Origin of the sequence: Treponema sp. Marseille-Q4130 (assembly GCF_014334325.1) — a bacterium.
In the GTDB taxonomy this organism is placed as follows: domain Bacteria; phylum Spirochaetota; class Spirochaetia; order Treponematales; family Treponemataceae; genus Treponema_D.
On record NZ_JACSET010000012.1, the window covers coordinates 15181 to 37838 of the forward strand.

Annotated in this window: 21 protein-coding genes and 1 tRNA gene; 9 read left to right on the forward strand and 13 right to left on the reverse strand. The window is 48.3% G+C overall.

Annotation, left to right across the window (positions count from 1 at the left end; translation table 11 throughout):
* The first annotated feature begins 64 nt into the window (after positions 1-64).
* Positions 65-1669 (forward strand): citramalate synthase, encoded by a 1605-nt coding sequence (cimA, locus tag H9I36_RS11200; protein ID WP_187385440.1) that lies wholly within the window; start codon positions 65-67, stop codon positions 1667-1669.
* Between the two features lie 63 nt (positions 1670-1732).
* A complete protein-coding gene (gene leuB / locus H9I36_RS11205; RefSeq protein WP_187385441.1) occupies positions 1733-2818 on the forward strand; it encodes a 3-isopropylmalate dehydrogenase in 1086 nt (361 codons plus the stop codon).
* Positions 2819-2991: 173 nt separating this feature from the next.
* On the opposite strand, the gene H9I36_RS11210 is transcribed toward leuB, so the two are convergent.
* The 6 genes from H9I36_RS11210 to H9I36_RS11235 form a co-directional block, all read right to left on the reverse strand.
* Positions 2992-3651 (reverse strand): carbohydrate ABC transporter permease, encoded by a 660-nt coding sequence (locus tag H9I36_RS11210; RefSeq protein WP_187385442.1) that lies wholly within the window; start codon positions 3649-3651, stop codon positions 2992-2994.
* A gap of 169 nt (positions 3652-3820) precedes the next feature.
* Positions 3821-4690 carry a carbohydrate ABC transporter permease gene (locus H9I36_RS11215; protein WP_187385443.1) on the reverse strand — a complete coding sequence of 290 codons (870 nt, stop codon included), beginning with the start codon at positions 4688-4690 and terminating at the stop codon, positions 3821-3823.
* A gap of 55 nt (positions 4691-4745) precedes the next feature.
* On the reverse strand, positions 4746-5573 hold the full coding sequence (locus H9I36_RS11220; protein WP_187385444.1) for a sugar phosphate isomerase/epimerase family protein: 828 nt from the start codon (positions 5571-5573) through the stop codon (positions 4746-4748).
* Between the two features lie 93 nt (positions 5574-5666).
* Positions 5667-6914, reverse strand: a complete 1248-nt coding sequence (locus H9I36_RS11225) for an extracellular solute-binding protein (protein WP_187385445.1) — start codon at positions 6912-6914, stop codon at positions 5667-5669.
* Positions 6915-6943: 29 nt separating this feature from the next.
* On the reverse strand, positions 6944-8200 hold the full coding sequence (locus H9I36_RS11230; protein WP_187385446.1) for an extracellular solute-binding protein: 1257 nt from the start codon (positions 8198-8200) through the stop codon (positions 6944-6946).
* Between the two features lie 256 nt (positions 8201-8456).
* Positions 8457-9245 carry a DeoR/GlpR family DNA-binding transcription regulator gene (locus tag H9I36_RS11235; RefSeq protein WP_187385447.1) on the reverse strand — a complete coding sequence of 263 codons (789 nt, stop codon included), beginning with the start codon at positions 9243-9245 and terminating at the stop codon, positions 8457-8459.
* A 218-nt stretch (positions 9246-9463) separates the two neighbouring features.
* On the opposite strand from H9I36_RS11235, the gene H9I36_RS11240 reads away from it, so the two are divergent.
* From H9I36_RS11240 to H9I36_RS11260, 5 genes are all read left to right on the forward strand, one after another.
* Positions 9464-10774, forward strand: coding sequence for a sn-glycerol-1-phosphate dehydrogenase (locus tag H9I36_RS11240; protein ID WP_187385448.1), 1311 nt, complete (start codon positions 9464-9466; stop codon positions 10772-10774).
* An 83-nt stretch (positions 10775-10857) separates the two neighbouring features.
* Positions 10858-12180, forward strand: coding sequence for a sn-glycerol-1-phosphate dehydrogenase (locus tag H9I36_RS11245; RefSeq protein ID WP_187385449.1), 1323 nt, complete (start codon positions 10858-10860; stop codon positions 12178-12180).
* Between the two features lie 130 nt (positions 12181-12310).
* Positions 12311-12382 (forward strand) — tRNA-Cys (locus H9I36_RS11250).
* Between the two features lie 48 nt (positions 12383-12430).
* Positions 12431-13369, forward strand: a complete 939-nt coding sequence (gene trxB, locus H9I36_RS11255; protein ID WP_187385450.1) for a thioredoxin-disulfide reductase — start codon at positions 12431-12433, stop codon at positions 13367-13369.
* Positions 13366-15078 carry a glycoside hydrolase family 3 protein gene (locus H9I36_RS11260; protein ID WP_187385451.1) on the forward strand — a complete coding sequence of 571 codons (1713 nt, stop codon included), beginning with the start codon at positions 13366-13368 and terminating at the stop codon, positions 15076-15078. The genes trxB and H9I36_RS11260 overlap by 4 nt, the downstream gene beginning before the upstream one ends.
* Before the next feature lie 114 nt (positions 15079-15192).
* Here H9I36_RS11260 and H9I36_RS11265 read toward each other — a convergent pair whose 3' ends face one another.
* Together H9I36_RS11265 and trxA are read right to left on the reverse strand one after the other, a co-directional pair.
* Positions 15193-15873, reverse strand: coding sequence for a tRNA-uridine aminocarboxypropyltransferase (locus tag H9I36_RS11265; protein WP_187385452.1), 681 nt, complete (start codon positions 15871-15873; stop codon positions 15193-15195).
* The gene (trxA, locus tag H9I36_RS11270) at positions 15870-16181 is read right to left on the reverse strand and encodes a thioredoxin (protein ID WP_021331264.1); all 312 of its coding nucleotides are present in this window, start codon (positions 16179-16181) and stop codon (positions 15870-15872) included. Before trxA ends, H9I36_RS11265 begins: the two co-directional genes overlap by 4 nt.
* Before the next feature lie 88 nt (positions 16182-16269).
* On the opposite strand from trxA, the gene H9I36_RS11275 reads away from it, so the two are divergent.
* Positions 16270-17682, forward strand: coding sequence for an MATE family efflux transporter (locus H9I36_RS11275; protein ID WP_370586972.1), 1413 nt, complete (start codon positions 16270-16272; stop codon positions 17680-17682).
* Between the two features lie 194 nt (positions 17683-17876).
* Positions 17877-19175, forward strand: a complete 1299-nt coding sequence (gene hisIE / locus H9I36_RS11280; RefSeq protein WP_187385453.1) for a bifunctional phosphoribosyl-AMP cyclohydrolase/phosphoribosyl-ATP diphosphatase HisIE — start codon at positions 17877-17879, stop codon at positions 19173-19175.
* A 614-nt stretch (positions 19176-19789) separates the two neighbouring features.
* Here the strand turns inward: hisIE and H9I36_RS12965 are convergent.
* From H9I36_RS12965 to H9I36_RS13080, 5 genes are all read right to left on the reverse strand, one after another.
* The gene (locus H9I36_RS12965; RefSeq protein WP_370586973.1) at positions 19790-19975 is read right to left on the reverse strand and encodes a zinc-binding dehydrogenase; all 186 of its coding nucleotides are present in this window, start codon (positions 19973-19975) and stop codon (positions 19790-19792) included.
* 15 nt (positions 19976-19990) lie between these two features.
* Positions 19991-20755 carry a zinc-binding dehydrogenase gene (locus H9I36_RS11285; RefSeq protein WP_255422742.1) on the reverse strand — a complete coding sequence of 255 codons (765 nt, stop codon included), beginning with the start codon at positions 20753-20755 and terminating at the stop codon, positions 19991-19993.
* Between the two features lie 12 nt (positions 20756-20767).
* Positions 20768-21439, reverse strand: a complete 672-nt coding sequence (locus H9I36_RS11290; protein WP_187385454.1) for an SPASM domain-containing protein — start codon at positions 21437-21439, stop codon at positions 20768-20770.
* 60 nt (positions 21440-21499) lie between these two features.
* A complete protein-coding gene (locus tag H9I36_RS11295; RefSeq protein ID WP_187385455.1) occupies positions 21500-21655 on the reverse strand; it encodes a hypothetical protein in 156 nt (51 codons plus the stop codon).
* 87 nt (positions 21656-21742) lie between these two features.
* Complete coding sequence (locus H9I36_RS13080; protein ID WP_187385456.1) at positions 21743-22645, reverse strand: MurR/RpiR family transcriptional regulator; 903 nt, start codon at positions 22643-22645, stop codon at positions 21743-21745.
* Positions 22646-22658: the final 13 nt, after the last annotated feature.

The following is a 22658-nucleotide window of genomic DNA, read 5'->3' on the forward strand; positions in this document are numbered from 1 at the left end:
TCGCAATCGATATCGAAATTTTCCGTACTTCCCTTTATCCGCCGTTTCCATTATAACTATCAATATGCGTTCAAACACTACGGTCGATATCCTCGACTCGACACTGCGCGACGGCGTACAGGGCGAGGGGATCAGTCTTTCGGTTCAGGATAAAATTCACATCGTGCACGCGCTCGACGAACTCGGAGTTGCGTATATCGAAGCGGGGAATCCCGGCTCGAATCCGAAAGATATGGAATTCTTTCAGGAGATAAAAAAAACGCCTCTTGCAAACGCAAAGCTCTGCGCTTTCGGTGCGACGCGCAGAAAGGATATTTCGTGCGCGGAAGACGTAAACGTGCAAAGCCTTTTGGCTGCGGAGACGGAAGACGTCGTCATATTCGGAAAGTCGTGGACATTCCACGTCGTCGATATTATTAAAACGACACTCGAAGAAAACCTTTCGATGATCCGCGATACGTGTGCGTTTTTAACAAAAAACAACCGCCGCGTCATCTACGACGCCGAACATTTTTTTACCGGTTACAGACACGATAAAGACTATGCGCTGAAAACGCTCGCCGCGGCGATCGAAGGGGGAGCCGGTGTACTCACGCTTTGCGAAACGACGGGCGGCTGCCTCATCGGCGAGTGCAAAAAAGCGGTTGCCGATGTGTGTGCGCATTTCGGACGCGAAGCCCTTATCGGTATCCACACGCACGACGATTCGGGGCTTGCCGTTGCGAACTCGCTCGTCGCGGTCGAAGCGGGAGCCCGCCACGTGCAGGGAACGCTCCTCGGTTTCGGAGAACGCACGGGAAACGCGAACCTTGCGACCATCATCGCCGACTTGCAGTTGAAGATGGGCTATACCTGCCTTCCGGATGAAAAACTGAAATCGCTTACACCGATCGCGCGGCGAGTAGCCGAAATCGCGAATATCGCCCTGAATCCGCAGCTGCCCTATGTCGGCGCGAACGCGTTTGCGCACAAAGCGGGCATGCACATCGATGCGGTTATCAAAAATCCCGACGCGTACGAACACATCGCTCCCGAAAGCGTCGGAAACTCCCGCGTGTTCCTCATGAGCGAAGTTGCCGGCCGCAGCATGATCATCGAAAAGATTAAAAAATTCGATCCGGCGATTCAAAAAGACGATCTGGTCGTTTTGGAAATTATTAAAAAAATGAAAGAGCTCGAATTCGAAGGCTACCAGTTTGAAGGAGCCGATGGAAGTTTCGAACTGCTCGTGCGCAAAACGATCGGAAAATACCAGCCGTTTTTTACGCTGCATTATTATCAGACGAGCGGCATCAATCCGAGGCCCGAAAAGGGAGTCAACGCGTGCGCGCAGATTAAAGTTGAAGTCGACGGACAGATCGCGGTGAGTGCGGGCGAAGGCGACGGCCCCGTCAACGCGCTCGATATCGCGCTCCGCCGTGCGCTCGAAAAATTTTATCCCGCAGTAAAAAAGATCCGGCTCACCGATTTTAAAGTCCGCGTCATCGACGGAAAGTCCGCGACCGCAGCGCGCGTGAGAGTCCTCATCGAAAGCACCGACGGAAGCGATTCGTGGACGACGGTCGGCGTTTCGGCGGATATCATGGAAGCCTCTTGGCTTGCCCTCGTCGATTCGTTCGAATATAAATTGATAAAAGATATCGAAAAACATTTTCGAAAAATGATATGAGCGCGCATATCGGATTTTAATAATTAATAAAATTCGATTGTATGTGCGCTAAGTGAGGTTGATATGAAAAAAACGATTGCGCTTATTCCCGGCGACGGGATCGGACCGGACGTCGTAGCGGAAGCGGTGCGCGTGCTTGACGCCGTCGCAAAAAAATACGGGCACGAATTTGTATACAAAAATGTCGTTGCGGGAGGGGCTGCGATCGACAGCCGGCAAAATCCGCTTCCGAAAGACCAGCTCGATATCTGCCTCGCATCCGATGCGGTGCTGCTCGGAGCCGTCGGCGGGCCGAAGTGGGACAACGTCGCGCCTGAAATGCGCCCCGAAAAAGCGCTCCTCGGTTTACGGGGCGGCATGAAAGTGTACGCGAACCTCCGTCCCGCCGTCATGTTCAAACAGCTCAAAGAAGCCTGTCCGCTCAAAGATTCGGGCGACGGCATCGACATCCTCATCGTGCGTGAATTGACCGGCGGCATCTATTTCGGCGAGCGGGGTACGTCGGAGGACGGAAAAACCGCATGGGATACGGAAACGTATTCGTGGCATGAAATAGAGCGCATCGTGCGGCTCGGCTTTGAAGCGGCGCAAAAGAGGCGGAAAGTGCTCACGGTCGTCGACAAAGCGAATATCCTCAACACGAGCCGACTGTGGCGCAAAGTCACGGAAAGCGTCAAAGGCGATTATCCCGACGTTTCGCTCGGCTATATGTATATCGACAACGCGGCGATGCAGCTCGTGCGAAACCCGAAGCAGTTCGACGTCATCGCGACGAGCAATATGTTCGGCGATATTTTAAGCGACGAAGCGAGCCAAATCACGGGTTCCATCGGCATGCTCGCATCCGCGTCTCTCGGCGACGGAAGCGGGCCGGGACTCTACGAGCCGATTCACGGATCCGCGCCCGACATTGCGGGTAAAGATGCGGCGAATCCGCTTGCGACTATTTTATCCGCAGCGATGCTTTTGCGCTACAGCTTTCACGCGGAAACCGAAGCGCGCGCGATCGAGACTGCCGTCGAAAGCGTGCTCGACGAAGGCTGGCGCACCGGAGACATCGCGGGAGATATTGCGGCGGTAAAAGCTGCGGGAAAACTTGCCGGCACGAAAAAGATGGGCGAGCTCGTCGCCGAGCGTATTGCGGGATAAGGCACGGGCGGTTCAAAGATAAAGATAGACGGGCGGAAAAAATTTGCGGAACAATTTTTTATCGAAAGATCGTTCCGCAATCAACAACCCCGACGCAGAGCGTCAGGGTATTGAACCCTCCACACGAATAAAATACCCGGGTACTTCCGAAAACTTCAGCTTCCGGCAGTACCTTATCCTTTCAATCCCGACGACATAAATGCGTCTATGATATTTCTCTGCATGAATAGATAAATGATGATGATCGGCAGCGATGCCAATGTCGCCGTCGCCATAAAAGGCCCCCAGTTGTTTCCCATTTCAAAATCGAGAAATTGCTGCAAACCTATGGCGAGGGTTTGTTTTTTTGATGACGTTAAAACGAGCAATGGCCAAAAATATTGATTCCAGCCGTCAATGCAGCACAATATGAACATCGATGAAATCGAACTTTTGCAAAGGGGGATGACAACCCTGGAAAAAATCCAAAATGAATTTGCGCCTTCTACCCTCGCCGCCTCGTAAAATGCGATGGGAACACCGCGAAAATGCTGATAGATAAAGAAAAATGCCGCGGCAGATGCGAGTGCGGGAACTACCACGGCCGTCATCGTATTTAATAAGCGGAATTTGCTTATGATGATATAGTTAGGTATCATCGTTACTTGGAACGGAATGACCATCGTCGTTATTAAAATTAAGAATACCGCTTTATTGAATTTCGTTTTGTAATAGATAAGACCGAATGCAGCGAGTACGGAGACGGCGATCTGTCCGACGCCTATCCATGCGGTTGAAACAAGGGTATTATGCAGCCATTCAAAAAAATCATATTCGAAGAAAACCGTCTTCATATTATTTAATGTCGGATATCGCGGAATAATATGAATCTCATTTGTAAACAATTCATTCGGTAATTTGAATGCGGAACTGAACATCCACAATATGGGAAAGATATTGCAGATTACAAGAAACACCATAAATATGATTAAGACAATGTGCCCGACCGTTAATTTTTTATGTTCAGTTTTCATAATATCCGAATCCTCCCGCATATTTCATCATAAGACCGGTGATAATTAAAAAGAGAATGGAAGTGAATATGGCTGCTGCCGAAGCGAGACCGATATTGAAAAAGTTAAAACCGAATACGTAAATCATGTGTGCCAAATTGGTCGATGCTTCATTCGGTCCGCCTTGGGTCAATATATTAATCGGGATAAAGGCTTTATCGGTAGAATAATTGATGGCGGTGATAATATTATAAATTGTCGTCGAACCGAGAAGCGGCCATTTGATTTTCCAAAAGATTGTCCACTGCGATGCGCCGTCTATCGTTGCGGCTTCAATGTATTCATCGCTTATCATCATCAATCCCGCCGCGTATAAAATCAAATTGGAACCGAGTATCTTCCAGCCGGTGACCGTCACTATAGACGGTATCACAAAGCGAGTGTCCGTAAGCCAGCTTATTTTCGGAATTCCGCATTGCGCTAAAATATTGTTAAATACGCCGAAAGTCGGATTATACATCCACATCCACACGAGACATACGATGGAAAACGCTAAAACGGTCGGAATAAAAAGCATGGCGCGAAACGTCGATTGCAGTTTTTTATTTTTAATATAAGTGAGAAACAGCGCAAACAGCAGCGGGAATATTACAAAAAACGGAAACATTTCCGCGATGTAGACAAAGGTATTGCCGAATGCTTTTGCAAAACTTTGATGCGTAAACATACGTGCGTAATTGTTGAGGCCGACAAAATGTTTTGCACCGATAAAATTCCATTTTTCAAAACTGAGAAAAAAGCTGTAGATGATCGGCCACCATTTAAATAAAATAAATACAAAGAGAGCCGGAAGCACATATAGCAAAAAATATATATTCATTTTTATTTGTTGCCGCATTGCAGTCTTTGATTTTTTTTGTTTTATCATATGAATTTTACTCTTTGAATAAAGCGCTGATAGCATCCATCTTTGCAAACGGATTTCCGTATTCACAAATTTCAAAAACAAATTGATCTTTGAAACCTCTATTGCGTATCATATCGTGCCACTTCGGCCAATCGATTATACCGTCGTCGGGAAGCCTGTGACTGTCGCTCTTTCCGTCATTGTTATGTATATGGAATGTGATGAGGCGTTCCGGCTCTACTGCTTCGATCTCTTTTTGCATATCATTGCTTGTAATGGTAACATGCCCTATATCGAGACAAAAACATAAATTTTTGATATCACCGAATAACGCATGCTGATTTATCAATGTGCAGAGTACTTCATCGTCTTTGTTTTTACTGCTCGGAATATTTTCGAGGGCAAGTTTTACGCCCTGCTTATGCGCATAATCCGCAAGTTCCGTTAATGCATCATGCAGATAAGGGATATCGGCTTTTGAGGCATTGTATTCCTTTCGGTCGCATGCATGGATGACGGCGATAGGAATTTCAAATCGGCCGCAAAAATCGATAGAGGCTTTTTTTACGCTCATCCTGTGCGCTCTTGCTTCTTCAATGCTGTCGAAAGTCCTGAATCTTCGAAACGGGGTATGAATGGAATGTACGTGAATATCGTATTTTTTTAATAACGCGCGGACTTTGTGTTCATCGGCTAAGCTGCGCGGATCGACATGGTGCGATTCGTCTGCCCACAATTCTACGGAATTAAAACCGTGCGCTGCAACCGAATGCAGAGCGCTTTCCAGATCCCAGTTTTCAAACAGATATGTAGAAATGGCGTATTCGTTTTTGTCACGGTAAAAATTATTACCCATAAATAGTTTCCTCGGTGTCTAAGGTTTCTTTTTTTTATAGACAAAAAGAGCTGTGTCGATAAAACGGCATACAGCTCTTTTTATTGTTTTGCTCTATAATAATTTATTGCAATCTTCTTCGAGTTTTTTTAATGAGGGTGCAACGGGTGCACCTTCCAGAATAATGGTATTCCTCGTATTGTAGTATAAACGTTCGATTTCCATCCCTGTGGCGCCGCCCGGCCAATTCGGCCACATGATCATATTTGACGCTTGTTCGTACGCTGCAGCCTGCAGCGGAGTTTTTTTAACATCGGCATTTGTAACGGAAAGATATCCCGTTTTCGTAAATATGTTCATGCTTTCTTTCGATACCGCGAAGTCAAGAAATTTCCATACGGCATTTCTTTTCGTTTTATCCTTTGTAAAGGAAATGATTGCCGCGCCTCCGGCTGCGAGTTTATTCGACTTCCCCGTAAAGGAAGGAAATTTTACACATCGCAAATCGAAATTTGCTTGAGCGGCGTATCCCGCACCTTTCATGCAGGATGTAGGACGCATGGCGATATTGCCGGCCGCAAAGTCGGATTCGAATTCCGCATCCGTTTCTATCGGAACAAGACCTTCTTTGTATAAGTTTTGCCACATCGTCAGCGCTTCTATAGCGCCGGCATTGGTGAAATTGACTTTTTTATCGTCACGCGTTTTGATAGTGCCGCCGGCGCTATAGATGAGATTGAAGTCCGGCCATGTATCGGGCATTTGAATTGCGATCGGATATTTTTTCGTTTTCGATTTTATGATTTTTCCGACTCGCATTACTTCATCCCATGTTGTCGGAATATCCGCTTCGGTCAATCCTGCGGCTTTAAATATATCCATGTTCACGAACATGACTATATTTGACAGGGCAAAAGGCATACCGACATGTTTTCCGTTAACGTTGGTCGTGTTATAGATTGATTTATTAAAGCGAGATTCGACTTCAGCGAGAGCCGCAGCGCTCGGCGCCAAGTCTTTTAATTCTACAGGCTGCAATTCCGTCGTTATATAGTTGAGTAAGTTGTATCCTCCGACAAACATATCGGGCGGTTGATTTCCTGCGGCAAGATTTGCTACCAGTGACTGCAAGAGCGGCATATATTCGCCGGGCTTTGCAACGACAGTTATTTTGATGTCGGGATTTTTTTCTTCGAATGCTTTTACGACCTCATTGAGCCTGTCGCTGTGCCCTCCCGACCATCTGTGCCAAAGCGTCAGCTGAATTGTAGTGTCTTTCGCGGCGGCATCCGGATTGCCGGTTGCGAACACGGCTGCAGATAATACTGATAAACATATCAGTACATTTAATAATTTTCTCATATAACAACTCCTTAAAAATATAATCGTATCTACCTTGCCAAGAGTTTATTGCATTCCGTTTCCAACGCTTTCAGCGTCGATTCAACCGGTGCATTTTGAAGTACGATCTTGTTGCGGGCGTTAAGATACAGCCGTTCGATTTCCATTCCTGCAGCCCCGCCCGGCCAGTTCGGCCATATCATTGCAAGCGGCTCTTGCTCATAAGCGACTTCCTGATACTTTGTCTTTGCAACGACGTCTTTTGTAACGCAGAGGTACCCCGTTTTGGTAAAGATATCCATTGCTTCTTTTGACGAAACGAAATTCATAAATTGCCAGACCGCATCTTTTTTTGTTTTATCTTTCGCAAACGTGATGACGGCCGCGCCTCCGGCTGCGAGTTTATTTGTTTTCCCCGCAAAGTTCGGCATTTTTGCCGTACGAAGATCGAAATTTGCCTGTGAAAGATATCCGTTGATTTTCATGATCGTTGTCGGGCGCATCGCAAGGTTGCCCGCAGCAAAGCCGGATTCGCTTTCCGCGTCCGTTTCGACAGGAGAAAGACCCTCTTGGTAAAGAGTTTGCCACATCGTGAGCGCGTGTATTGCCCCCGTATTTGTTAAGTCGATGCGTTTGTTGTCTGCAGATTTGATCCGTCCTCCCGCAGAATAGATGAGGCTGCAGTCCGCCCATGTATCGGGAAGCTGGATGGCGATCGGCATTTTATCAGTTTTTGCTTTGATAATTTTTCCGACGCGTATAACTTCATCCCATGTTGCAGGGATGTCACGTTCGCTTAATCCCGCCGCTTTAAAAATATCCATGTTTACGTATAAGACAATATTTGAAAGTGCGAACGGAAGACCGATTTGTTTGCCATTGATATTCGTAATATCGTATACGGGTTTATCGAATCGCGATCGCAGTTCCGAAAGAGCCGCTTCGTTCGGAGCCAAATTTTTCAATTCCGTCGGCTGTAATTCCGTTGCGATATAGTCGAGGAGATTATATCCTCCGATAAATAAATCGGGCGGTTGATTCCCGGCTGCGATGTCTGCAACCATGGATTGTAAAAGCTGCATATATTCACCGGGCTTTGCGACAATATCGATTTTAATATTTTTGTTTTTTGCTTCGAACGCTCGCACGACTTGTGCAAGGTAGTCGCTGTTTGCGCCTGACCAGCGATGCCACAATGTCAACTTAATCGGCCCGTCATCTTGTTTTGAAACGTCCGATTGGCCTGCTGCAAATAATGCAGCAGAAAATACGAGTAAGATACACCCAAAAACCACCGGTTTTTTCATGATTGCCTCCTGTAAAATATATTGCAAAGCAATTTGCAATTTTCGGACAAAATAAGCTACATATGAACATCCTATAAGCGATGTAAAAAATGAATAAAAGTTCTTATAGGGATTGCAGTGAAAATTATACCACAGAAAAATCATCTGTCAAGAAAATTCGAACAGTTTTTTTATATAATTTCACAAAATTATCGATGTTTTTAACAGCAATTTACTTTTAATAATTATGGAAATGTTACAGCATAATTGCGGTATATCAAAGAAAAGGCGCTTTGATTACTTGAATACCCGCATTTGTAAATTTTTCAACGTCCGTATTCGATACATTGATATCCGTGATCAGAATATGTATACTCGTTACCGGAGCGACACGGAATCGGGAAATTTTACCGATTTTGCTGCTGTCCGCAACTATGATAATTTTTTCCCGAGTGTGTTCGATCATCAATCGATTGATATAACTCTCCTGTTCGACCGGTGTCGTAAGACCGCAGTCGATGTCGATACCGTCTATTCCGATAAAGGATTTTGTCGCCCACACGTTGCCGACGGTGGTATTTGCGATTCCACCTACGAGTGTAAGTGATTCGGTATTATATATGCCGCCGGTAGAAATGATTTCGATATTTTCGGATATTTCATCAAGAGGGACACACGGATTGTTGGTGATGATTTTTATGTGTTCCGCAGTGATGAATGGAAATATACGCATCGTTGTTGTTCCACTGTTTAAGAAAATCGTATCGTATGATTGAATATATGCGGCTGCACTTCGCGCGATAGCTTGTTTTGCTTCGATATGCAACATATTTTTTTGTGAAAAAAGTAATGTTGTATTGTATCTGTTTGAAATGATTGTACCGCCGTGAGTCCGTTCTACGAGTCCTTTACTTTCCAAATATTCGAAATCGCGTCTGATCGTCATCTCCGATACGTGTAATTTTTTACTTATTTCTTTTGCCGATGCGATTTTATATTGCTGCAGAAATTGATAAACCGCATCGCGTCTTTTAGGTGTCGATTGCTCTTTTCCTGTTTTTTTCATTTTTCCTCCCGAATATCATTTATTGTGAGAATATATCAGTTATTATAGCATGAAGTGTAAAAGAAGTGAATTAGTGTTAATAATATTTGTTGTGTTGTAATTTTTTATAAAAAATCTGTTTTAATTTGTTTGACAAAAAAAACTTCCGTGATATAATTAAATCCGATACCGGAAATCATGATACGCAACAACCGGTGTCTCTTTTTGCTGAGGTATATATGATACGCAGTGAATTGCTGATGAAAAGCGGCGCAGTGAAAGAAGTTGCCGAAGCGTTCCGTAAAAAATTCCCGGGTAAAAAGCCGCTCATCATAGACGATACGAATACGCAAGCCCTTGCCGAAGATATCATCGTTTCCCAGTTTGACGAATGCAGCAGTCATTGTTTCGATGCAAAAACGATATATGCGGACGATGAGCACGTTTTGGCTGTGCAGAGGGCGCTCGAAGAAAAGCCCGACGCTGTCGCCGTCGCGCTCGGAAGCGGCACGATCAACGATTTGTGCAAGCGGGCATCCTATGTTGCAGGGGAGCGGCCGTATATGTGCATCGCAACCGCACCGTCGGTAGACGGCTTTACGAGCAACGGTGCGGCCATTACCGACCGCGGATTAAAGACGACGCTTCCGTGTCCCGCTCCCGTTCTCGTTGTGGCAGATACGGATATTTTGTCGAATGCGCCGATCGATATGATCGCAGCAGGTTACGGCGATTTGGCGGCGAAAGTCCCTGCGGGCGCGGATTGGCTTATCGCAGACGCGCTCGGCATTGAAAAAATCGTTGAAAGCGTGTGGGATATGGTACAGCCTTCGCTTAAAGCCGCGATTTCCGAGCCTGCAAAACTTCGCGCTCGGGATCCCCAAACCGCAGCGGCCGTTTTTACAGGGCTCATTCAAACCGGTTTTGCGATGCAGGAGTATTTCGATTCCCGCCCGGCAAGCGGCGCCGAGCATCTTATGAGCCACGTATGGGAAATGCACGGTTGCTGTACCGTCGGCGGTAAAGAAGCTTCTCACGGTTTTAAAGTTGCAATCGGTACGCTGACGACTACCGCGATTATGGAAGAATTATTAAAATTATCGAAAAGCGATGTGGAAAAAGCGGCCGCATCGTATACACCCGAAACGTGGGAAGAGCGGCAAAAATCGATCGCGCATTTTGTCCGAGAGCCGTCGGTGCGGGACAGACAAATCGAAATATGCCGGAAAAAGTTTTTGGAAGGGGATGCGCTTGCCGCGCGGCAATCTGCGATTGCCGACAAGTGGGACGAGCTGCGGCAAAAAATCGAAGGGCAGATCATCCCGTTTGCAAAGCTGAAAGAGATGTTTCAAACGGCCGGCTGTCCGACCGAACCGAGTGATATTTGTCTGTCGATCGAAGATCATCGGTACGGTATGCGCGTTGCTCAGATGATGCGGAACCGATATACTGTTGTCGATTTGCTGTACGAAACGGGACTGCTTGATGCGATGATCGAGCGCATTATCGATCCTGCAGGCACCTATTTCAGCGCATGGGACAAAGCCTGATATACTGCCGCAGTGTGCTGTTTTTAAGATGAGCTTGCCGTCCGGCACAGCGTCCCAATATTTTTTGCAAAGGAGGCGGCGATATGGAATTAAATAACGGCGGATCGTGCGGCTGCGGGAAAAAACACGTATGCGGCGTAAAAAAATTAATAATCGAAAAAGGTGCGCTTGTATCGCTTCCGTCATTGCTTTGTGAAGCCGGCGCTGAAAAACCGTTCCTTATAATGGACGAAAATACGAAAAAAGCGGCGGGCGATACGGTTTCGGATATTTTGAAAAATGCCGGCATACCGTTTTCATCCTATGTATATGAAACGACCGAGCCGCTTGCGCCGACGGAGGAAACGTTCGGGCGCGTTATGATGTTTTGGGATCCGTCCTGCGATTATATCGTTGCGGTCGGGAGCGGAGTCATCAACGACGTTTCAAAACTCGTATCGCGCGTGAGCGGACGTCCGTATATCCTCGTTTTGACGGCGCCGAGTATGGACGGCATGGTTTCTCCGACTTCATCGATGGACGTGCAGTCGCTCAAAGTATCGCTTCCGTCCGCTACGGTGCACTCCGTCGTTGCGGATATCGACGTTTTGGCACACGCTCCCGTGCGCATGATTTTGGCGGGATTCGGCGATATGCTTGCCAAATATGTAAGTATAACGGAATGGAAGATTTCGCATATCATCACCGGCGAATACTATTGCGAAGAGATTGCATCTCTTCTGCAAAGCGCGCTGCAACAGGTATCCGATACCGCCCCTCGTTTATTGTCGGGAGACCGAGAAGCGGTACGGACATTGACCGACGGACTCCTGCTTGCCGGCTGCGCGATGGCGTATGCGGGCGTTACGAGGCCTGCGAGCGGCATGGAACACTATATTTCACACGTCATCGATATGCGGCATCTTGTCTTCGGAACCCCTGCGGATTTGCACGGTATTCAAGCCGGCATCGGGACGCTGTATACGCTGAAATTGTATGAGGAAATCGAAAAGATCGATGCGATAGATATTGCAAAAGCCGAACGGTATGTCGCCGCCTTCGATTACGATGAATGGAGCAAAACGCTGCGCGCCTTTGTCGGAAAATCCGCCGAGTCGATGATCGCACTCGAAGCGAAAGAGCGCAAATACGATAAAGCCTCGCACAGAGTACGCATAAAAAAGATTGCCGAAAAGTGGCCCGAATTGCGCAGTGTGATGAAAGAGATGCTTCCGCCTTCGCAGAAAATCGAAGATACTATGAAAGCGCTCGGCATACCCCTGCGTCTTACGGAACTCGGTGTCGCACCGCGCGATATTCCGACGCTTGTAAAATGTACGAAAGATATCCGCGATAAATATGTGGGAACGCGCCTGCTTTGGGATATCGGCGAACTTGACGAAACAGTAAACAGGGTCGCTCTTTAAATCAGTCGATTGTACCTGTCCCGCGGCTTCGCGTTTCATTTGTGTATCGGGGTTATTGTCATTTGTGCATACATTTTATTGCCCTGTATGCCTCTAGACATACAGCCGTTTTTTTTGTTATAGTACGAACGGCGTCGTACCCAAGTGGTAAGGGACGGGTCTGCAAAACCCTTATGCAGCGGTTCAATTCCGCTCGACGCCTTGGGCCGGAATATCGCATGATGTTCCGGTTTTTTTATCGGGGCGGCGTATGGAAACCATTTCGTGCGATTACATCATTGTCGGAGCAGGCAGCGCGGGACTCGCTTCTGCGCAATATGCCGCGCGTGCGGGTTTGCGTACGGTCGTTTTCGATCCGTTAGGTTCGGGCGGACAGGTGCTGCAGATCGTCGAGCTTGAAAATTATCCCGGCGTCTTTCCCGCCGTTACAGGAATCGATTTTATCGATACGATGAAAAAGCAGGCGGAATTTTTCGGTGCTCGAATTGTGCACGAAAAGATCGCTTCGATCGATAAAATCAAAAATACGTTTTACGTTCGTGCGGAAGGCGGCGTCTATACCGCTTCCGCGCTCCTTATTGCGACGGGTGCCGAACACCGTATGCTCGGCGTTCCCGGTGAAAAAGAATTGACCGGCAGGGGCGTTTCATACTGCGCGACCTGCGACGGGCCTTTTTTTCGCAATAAAGCGATCGTCGTCGTCGGAGGCGGAGATTCCGCATGTACCGAAGCGCTCTACCTTGCAACGCTTTCTCCGAATATTACGCTCGTCCATCGCAAAGCGCAATTCCGCGCGGAATACGCCGTCGTCGAAAAGGTAAAAAACGATAAAAACATAAACGTCAAATATAATACGCTCGTAAAAGAAATCCGCGGAAACGGACGGGTACAATCCGTATTGCTCGAAGATACGGAGACGAGCGCGCAGACGGAACTGCCTGCCGATGCCGTGTTCATCTTCGTCGGCATGAAAGCGCGCACGGAGCTTTTCGATACGCTGCCGAAAGATAAGTCGGGCTATATCGTGACGAACGAAAAGATGGAGACGATCATGCCGGGCTTGTACTGTGCGGGCGATGTGCGCGCGAAGCCGTTCCGCCAAATCATCACCGCCGTTTCCGACGGCGCAATTGCGGCACACGAAGCCGCCGAATACGTAAAGCGCGTTTCGTCCGGAGACGGAGCATGAAACACTTTGCAAAATCAATATTATTAATTATTAATATTATGATCGCTTCTTTGCCGCGCATTTTTGCGCAGAGCGGAACGATCGCCGAGCCGCTTCGAGAGCTTCCCCAAGACGTCATCTTTTGGAGCGATTATCCGGCGGAGACGCTTGCACGCACGATCGTCGAGCGCATGAGCGATGCGGAATGCCTTTCGCAGATTTTTATGTTCGGCTGGGCGGGTGCGGAGCCCGAACAGCTTTTGTACGATTGGGTTTCCCGCGGGCTCGGCAGCGTAAAAGTGTTCGGATGGAACACCGACGATATCCGTCTCGTCGCAGAGTCGATTTTTTCGCTGCAGCGGAGCGCGTCGCAGACGAGATTTAAAATACCTCTGTTCGTCGCGACAGATCAGGAAGGCGGCTGGATCCGCCACGTCAAAGGAGAAACGTCCGTTACGCCGGGCAATATGGCGATCGGAGCTGCGGGCTATCCCGTCGACGCGTGGTACAGCGCGTATTATATTTCGCGCGAAATCAAAGCGCTCGGCATCAATATGAATTTTGCGCCGTCGGTCGACCTCTTTACCGATCGCACTTCGACGATCATCGGACCGCGCTCCTTCGGCGACAACCCCGAACATGCGGGTATACTCGGCGCGGCTTTTTCCGCCGGCAGTATCGCGGCGGGCGTCATCCCTACGGCAAAACATTTTCCGGGACACGGAGACACAGACGGCGATTCGCACGTAAAGCTCCCCGAAATCGATATCGATGAAAAGACGTTTACGCATCGCGAACTCGTTCCGTTCGAATACCTCGTCAAGCAAAAAATCCCCGCGATCATGTCGGGACATTTGAGTTTTCCGAAAATCGATGCAAGCGGCGCGCCCGCATCCCTTTCAAAATATTTTCTCACCGATTTGCTGCGCGGAAAGCTCGGTTTTGACGGATTGATAATTACCGACGATATGATGATGAACGGCGATACGCTCTACGCCGGTTCTTTGACGAATGCATTTTATCTCGCGATAGCGGCAGGCAACGATATCCTTATCTCTTCTACGACGGCGCGTTTAAACGAACCGCTGTGGGCGGTAAATCTTGACCGAATGAAAACAGACGGCGCATTTCGTGAGCGCGTAAAAGATGCGGCATACCGTGTCCTAAAAGCGAAACTCGACTATTTTAAAAGCGGAAACGCAGCTCCTCTTTATCCCGATGCGGCTGCGATTCGACGGCATATCCCCGATAAAGAAGGCGAAAAATTTTTTCTCGAGCAGGCGTGCCGATCGATTACGCTGTATAAAAAAGGCACCCTGCCGCTTTCGAGCAAAGATGCCGGCCGCGTGCTCTTTGTCGGCTCGCTTTCAAGATTTTTCAGTGAAGGAAAGCGACGCTATGTGTCTTCCGGCGATTACCGTTTTTCTTCGGAGCCGGGACAGAATGAAACGCAGTATATGTGCGACCGCATCCTTGAAAGCGCCGCTTCTTACGACACGGTCGTCTGCTGCGTTTCCAATGCGCAGTCTGCACGTATCGCGCGCATGCTCAAAGGAAGCGGAAAGAGAGTCGTGATCTTTTCGATCATGTCGCCGGAATATGCGCTCGATTTCGGCTGGGCGGATTCCGTTGTCATGGGATACAGCTGGTCGGCATATACCTTCGATGCTATGTTCGGCGCACTTGCAGGCGAATACGAAGCTCAAGGAACGCTGCCGTTTAAACCGTAAAGCGCTTGCACCGATACGGTTGAGCGCATTTTCAATCAACGTGCTTTCCGAATGCCGTTTACGCGCTTTAACCCGCTCTCCGCTGTCGCCTTTTTTGAGCCGCTGAAAAAATTATTAATCTTTCGGGATCGCAACTTTTTTCGTGTACTTCCAGTTGTAGCTGTGCGTGTCGGGAAGCTTGCCGTCGATGCGGTCGTTTTGCGCCTGCAGCTGATCGCGTATGAGCTTTCGGAAAACCGTCATAAGCGGTTCGGGATTCGCATTTTCGTTTGCAAGATGTACGGACTGCAGCTCTTTTATGAGATAATAACAGGATTCGATGGTGGAGATGTAATCGGGAGAAGGCTCACGCTTAAACGTAAACTCGGAGCGGTAGCTGCCTGCAAAAGAGAGACGCGGAAGGTCAAGTAAAAAAGCGCTGTGCTCGATCACTTTGCGCGAACAAAACCACGTCGCGTCGATAACGATCACGAGAAGCGTTTTGTCCCCGACGAGATCGGCAAATCCTTCGGTGCGTACCGTGTTCGCATCTTTTCCCGGGTAGAGCAGCACGGGAAAGTAGCGCGGATCGGCGAGGAGTTCGTGCAGGCGCGCATTTTTTGAAAAATCGAGACCGATGAGAATCTCCGAATCGACGAGCGACACGTGCGCGATGCGCCCCGTTCCCGTACGCTCGCGCTTGGCTTCTTTGGGATGCATGAGCAGCACGAATTTGACACCCGCGTCTACCGGCTCCGCGTATTTGCAGAGACAGTAGCGCACGGGTCGAAAACAGCGCCAGCAGCGATCGCTCATACGCCGAGCGATTTCAACAAATCGGCTTTGCTCATCGCACCCGTTTGCTGAGCGGCGGCTTTGCCGTTTTTAAACAAAATAAACGTCGGAATGCTCATGACGCGGAATTGTGCGGCAAGGCTTTCCTGTTCGTCCACGTTGACTTTGCCGACTTTCAATACGCCTTTTTTTTCTTCGGCGATTTCCGAAACGACCGGCCCCATCATGCGGCACGGACCGCACCACGACGCCCAAAAATCGACGAGTACGGGAAGATCCGATTCGAGCACTTCGCTGTTAAAATTCTCCGCAGTAAGCGTGAGTTCCATAATTACCTCCGGTATATTATTTATTATAAAATCGTATTTATTTAAATATAGTCTTTTCTTATTGTAAAAGCAAATAAAATTCGCTACAGTGATAATCACGAATTCGTCGGTTTTTCACAACGCGGCCGACTTTTTGCATATCTTTACGGGTGGTGCTATGACAAAAGATTTGACACAGGGAAAACCGTTTCCGCTCATCCTCGAATTTTCGATTCCGGTGCTGCTCGGCTATCTCTTCCAGCAGTTTTATAATCTCACCGATACGGTCATCGTCGGGAAATCTCTCGGCGTTCAAGCGCTTGCGGCCGTCGGTTCGACCGGCGCCGTGAATTTTTTAATAATCGGATTCGTCATGGGCGTATGCAACGGTTTTACGATTCCCGTATCGCAGCGTTTCGGCGCAAAAGATTTTTCGCTCATGCGGAAGTACGTCGCGAATATCGTATACCTGTGCACCGCGTTTTCCGCCGTCATGGCTGTCGCCACGGTTATCTTTTGCGATCCGCTCATGCTTGCTATGGAAACGCCGGAAGACATCCTTTCTCGTGCGGGCGACTATATCAGGATAATCTTCGCAGGTATTCCGCTTACGTTTTTATACAATATAACATCCGGTTTGATCCGTGCACTCGGCGACAGTAAAACGCCGGTATTTTTTCTCGTGCTTTCGTCGCTGCTCAATATCGCACTCGATTTGATTTTTATCCTCGTGTTTCACTGGGACGTGCAGGGAGCGGCGCTCGCGACGGTTATCTCGCAGGGAGTCGCCGGCATCGCCTGTCTTTTGTATATGATCAAAAAGTTCGACATCATCAAACCGAAAGGCGACGAGCGAAAATTTAATAAAAATTATTGCAGCGTGCTGTGCGGCGTCGGCGTGCCGATGGGGCTGCAGTATTCCATAACGGCGATCGGAAGCGTTATCCTGCAGGCATCCGTCAACGGACTCGGTTCCGCCGCCGTCGCCGCAGTTACAGCTGCGACCCGCGTGGGGCAGTTTTTCTGTACGGTCTTCGATGCGCTCGGCACGACGATGGCAACCTACGGCGGACAAAATACGGGAGCCGGAAAAATCGACAGACTCGGTGTCGGCGTGCGCGACAGCATGATTATCGCTTCTGCGTATTCGATGATTGCACTCATCATATATTTTATCTTCGGCGATTATCTTGTCATGCTCTTTATGAACGGAGAGCAGACGGAAATTATTAAAAATGCAAAACTGTTTTTGTTGCAAAACGGTTCCGCGTACATCCTTTTGTCGGTCGTAAATATTTTCCGATTTATGATTCAAGGCATGGGATTTTCGCGCTTTGCGATTTTTTCCGGCGTGTTCGAAATGATCGCGCGTATGCTCATGGGCGTCTTTATGGTACCGCATTTCGGTTTTGTGAGCGCGGGTTTCGCTTCTCCGTTCGCATGGCTTTTGGCAGACTGCTTTTTGATACCCGCGTTTATCCGCTGCAAGCGTACGCTTGCAAAACAATTTAACAAGCGATAGTTTTCGACGTGCTCGGTATCACGTCATATCGATAAGGCAGGCGGGGAAACGACACCGACGGTTTCTTTTCCCCGCGCCCTTATTCTTCCCTCCTGCGTATGTCCGCATTTTCGTGCAAATCGACGGATCCGATTTCTTTTCTTAATAATTTTTTTTATGTTGCCAGTCCGTCCGCTTTTTGCTACACTGCGCCTATGGTCATATCTTCCATCGATTTAAAAGACGGACGCGTCGTGCAGCTGAAAAACGGTGCGCAGCCGGTGCTTGCGCGGGATGATGCGGAATCACTCATCGAAGAATTCGACAGGTACGGCGAAGTCGCCGTCATCGATTTGGATGCGGCGCTCGGAAACGTCGATGTGCGCGGCGACACGAAAAATACGCCGCTTTTAAAGAAGCTTTTGCGCAAAGGCAACGTGCGCACGGGCGGCGGCATACGCAGCGTGGAACGCGCAAAAGAACTCGTGTCACTCGGTGCGGAAAAAGTGATCATCGGTTCTGCGGCCTGGAAAAAAAATCCGAAAGCGGGAGAGTGCCCGCTCGATGTCGAATTCCTCGAAGCTCTCGTAAAGGCGATCGGCCGCGAGCGCGTTATCATCGCCGTCGATGCGAATGGCGGAAAAGTTGCAGTGCACGGATGGACGGAAACGACGGATGTGCCCTTCATAGAAGGAGCCGTGCTTGCCGAAAAATACTGCAGCGAAATTTTATTTACCTGCGTCGAAAAAGAAGGCTGTATGCAGGGCGCCGATACGGATGCGGTCAAAAAACTGCGCGAAGCGGTACAGTGCCGCATCGTTGTAGCAGGCGGCGTTTCGTCGGCGGAAGAAATCGTGCAGCTTGAAAAGCTCGGATGCGACGTGCAGCTCGGTATGGCGCTCTACACCGGAAAGGTTTCGCTTGCCGATGCGTTTATCGGCTGTTTGAATTGGGATAAAGTCGAGCTCATTCCGGTGATCGCGCAGAGCGTAAACGGAGACGTGCTTATGCTCGGTTATGCGAACCGCGCGGCGTTTGAAAAAACCTTTGAAACGAACAAGCTGACTTTTTTCAGCCGTACGCGGGAAGTGCTGTGGACAAAGGGCGAGCACAGCGGACACTATCTTGGGGTGAAAAAACTTCGCGCCGACTGCGATCGGGATACCGTGCTTGCGACGGTCGTCCCTCACGGGGGCGTGTGCCATACGGGAAGCTTTACCTGCTTTACGGGCGAAGCGGACGAAACGTCGTCCGCCGGAAGATTGTACGACATCATCGCGGACAGGTTTGCGCACCCGAAGCCCGGCTCTTATACTGCGACGCTCGACGGAAAGCGCGTCCGTGAAAAGATTTTGGAAGAAGCCGACGAGTTGTGCAACGAAGCGGAGACGAAGCAGGATGTCGTGTGGGAAGCCGCGGATCTGTTTTATTTTATGAACGTGCTCATGTACCGCGAAGGCGTCACCTGGCGCGACGTTTATGCAGAGCTCGACAGACGACATAAGAGCACATAAATCCGAGCAGTGCGGAGGATTTATGTGCGTCTCCTATAAAAAGAAAAACGGCTCTGCCGTTTTTCAACTCTCGACTTCAAGAATGCTTCCGAGCAGTGCGCAGGATTTATGTGCGTCTCCTATCACAAAGCGCGCGTAAACGTCGCGCTTTGTGTCCTCATAAGGAATTGCAGTCGGCTTTCATACCTTTTATAGCATCCGAAAGGATGGGGTATGAAAGCCTCCGCGCGGATAAAAGAAAAACGGCTCTGCCGTTTTTCAACTCTCGACTTATTTACAGATTCCGAGCAGTGTTCGTTCGCGGTACATCCGTGTACCGCTCACTACCGCATTTTTGCTTTGCAAAAATGCGCAGCTGTTTTGCAAAGCTGCGACACGGCATCCCTGCCGTGCATTGAATAAAACAAAGATTACCGTGCAACTTGCAACGAGCGCGAAGTTCCCTGCGCAACTTTTCAAAAACTGCAAGCCTGCCGGCTTGTTCTGAAAGGAAATTTATTATAGTATCCGCTAAAGCGGATTGCGAATCAGTTTTTGGAAAATTTCCTTGATTTACTATGTGACGTTTTTCCAAATCGTCGAGACACTCGTCGGCTCTTTCGGCAGCTGCAAACTCACAGTTCCACGACGATTTTACCGTTTACCTTGCCGCCGTCGTACGCTTCGCAGGCTTTTGCAATATCGCGGAAAGCAAACTTTTCTCCGACGAGCGGATTTAATTTGTGTTCGGCTAAAAAAGCGAAAATCGAATCGATATCGGCTTGTGTCGGGAAATTGCTGTGAAAGCCGGTAAGATACACGCCGCTCGGAATTTCCTAAATGGGAGTAAAATTTTCAAGCGCAAACACGCCGCCGAGCACACCCGTATTACAGGCGATGCCGCCTGAAGCGGTACACCGCAACGTATCGCGCAAGGTTTTACAACCGACCAGTTCCAAAACTTTATTGAAGCGGCCTTGATATTTTTCGTTCAGATTGCCGTCGTCCAAAATACACTCGTCAGCTCCCGCATTTTTAAGCAAACTCAATTTGCTTTCACGGTGAGTTGTAGCGGCGATACGGCAGCCTATCGCTTTTGCGATTTGAATTGAAGCGTAGCCGAGTGCGCAGGTGCCGCCGCGGATCAAAAGCTCATCGTCTTTTTGCAGCCGCAAACAGCGGAACAAAGAACCCCACGCGGTAAAATATGTTTCGGGAACAGCGGCGATATCGGACCATGCCATATCGGACTGTATTGCAAAAACATGGTGAAAAGGAAGCAAGGCATATTCGGCATAGCTGCCGTTGAAGCTGCGCCCCATCCCTCCCATGAGCACAACGACTTTTTGTCCGGCGGAAAAATGAGTATCGGAAGCATCGGCAATTTCGCCTACGCATTCGATACCGGGGATAATCGGCTTTTGTATGTAGTCATGTTCAATTTCAAATTGCCGTAAGATTTGTTCGGAATGGTTGAGTCCGAATGCATGGATCTTTATGAGTACCCATCCGCTCTTTACAGCGGGGACGGGAACATCGGTTAAAACAATGTCTTTTGCCGCGGTCGGTTCGGTCAGTACCACAGCTTTCATAGTATTCATAGACTTCTCCTGCTAACCGGCAACTTCCTTCCAGCATTGCGGATCGGCGGCATAAAAATCTCCGCCGCAGCTTCCGCTTGCAACGGCGGGACAGCCGCGGCAATACGGCAGCAATTCACATCTTGAACACTTGCTGAATTTTCCGTAGTCGCGGTAGGCTTCCATTTTTTTGCCCGTCCATACATCGGCCAGCCGCTCATCGCATGCATTCCCGATACGGCTGTTTGCAACGCGGCGGCAGGCGTAAATATCGCCCGTCGGTAAAATCGTGATATGGCAATTCCCGCAGTTACAGCCGCCGTAAATGATAAGTTTGTCGAAATTGTACCCGACGCCGGAATTCGACGAATCGGAAACCGTTCCCGCATACGATGTTCCGGAAGCCGAAGTTGTCTTATCCGCCGGCGTATGAGCGGGCAATTCAAAGCGTCCGTGTTCTTTCATAAGCAAAAGCAAAAACCAAAAATGCGGATGCAAAATCGGATCGCCGCCGGTGATATAAAAATACGGAAGCCGATCGAATGTTTGACAGAATTCCAATGCGTTAAAAAAAACGTGTTCGATTCGCACGCGGTTCATTGTTACTAACGCAGGGTGTCCTTCGGCAAAGATGTAACAGTGTTTACAGCGTTGGTCGCATTCGTCGGTGATGTGCCATTGGAAGGCAAAATATTCATGTGACATATCGATAAAAAAAAGGACGGCAGCATAAAAATCTACCGTCCGCTATAATCTCCAAACGGATTACTTTCCGCCTGCTCCGCACGCAGAACCGCATGCGGCTCCCTTGTCGGTTCGGGCGAGGATGATTTTTTTATGCGCGTATATGTAGCGCTCTATCTTTTGAAACAATAGCGTCGACTTTCCCGAAAACATCGGTCCCGTAATCAGCTCAACCATAACACCCCGCTTGCGCGCTACTGTAACGCAAAAACGGAAGCGTGACAATGAGAAAATTAATTTTAATACGGAACGATCAACTGCGATTCAAAATCGTACGCTCGATTTTTCTTGCTTTTTTGCGGATTTTATTGCGCGCCGGGATATTTCCACGGCAGCTTTACCCTTTGCACCGAGCAGTAAAGTACAGCGTATAAAAATCATATCAAAAATAACCAGCTGCAAAAGTCTTGATACCATAGCATCCGTATAATACGGCAATGTATTAGTTGCGCTGTATAAAGTGATATTGGAAACTTTTGTAAGCGAGGACAGGGAATAACTTGTTATCCCGACAACTGCAGCATTGTTAATTTTAGCATTCTTTGAACATTCAAGCACTTCACGGCTTTCCCCCGTATGGGAGATCACGACAACAACATCCCGTGCCGTTAAATGCGATGCGCGAATAATGGCAAGATGGGAATTCTCTTCGTAAATCGTCGGTAAGCCCAAACGCATAAATTTATGATGTGCGTCCATTGCGATACTGCTTGAACCGCCGGAACCGTAAAACAAAATATGCTCCGCTTTCAGAAAAAGGCGGGCAACTTTTTCTATCTCCGAATCTTTAACGAAATCGTACAAAGTTTCGATAGCTTTAACGGCAGAAACGATAACTTTCTTTTTTATCGTTTGTACCGTGTCGGCTTCGCCTATCTCCGAATAACCGTCTTCGATTTTTAAAGCCTTAGGTATCGTATTATTTTTTACAACGCTGGAATCTTTTAATACGTCTATTTGAAAAGCTTTAAACGACTTATATCCTATCTTTTTTATAAAACGTATGACGGCGGTTTCGCTGACGCAAAGTTTTTCTGCAATAGTTTTTAAAGTCAGCTGAGAAACTTGCTGCGGATCCGCAAGATAATATGAGGCGATTTTTTTCTGGACTTCAGACAAACGGTTTTGCTGGAGCGTTATATCGGTTAAAACGGATCGATCACTCACAAAAATTTATATT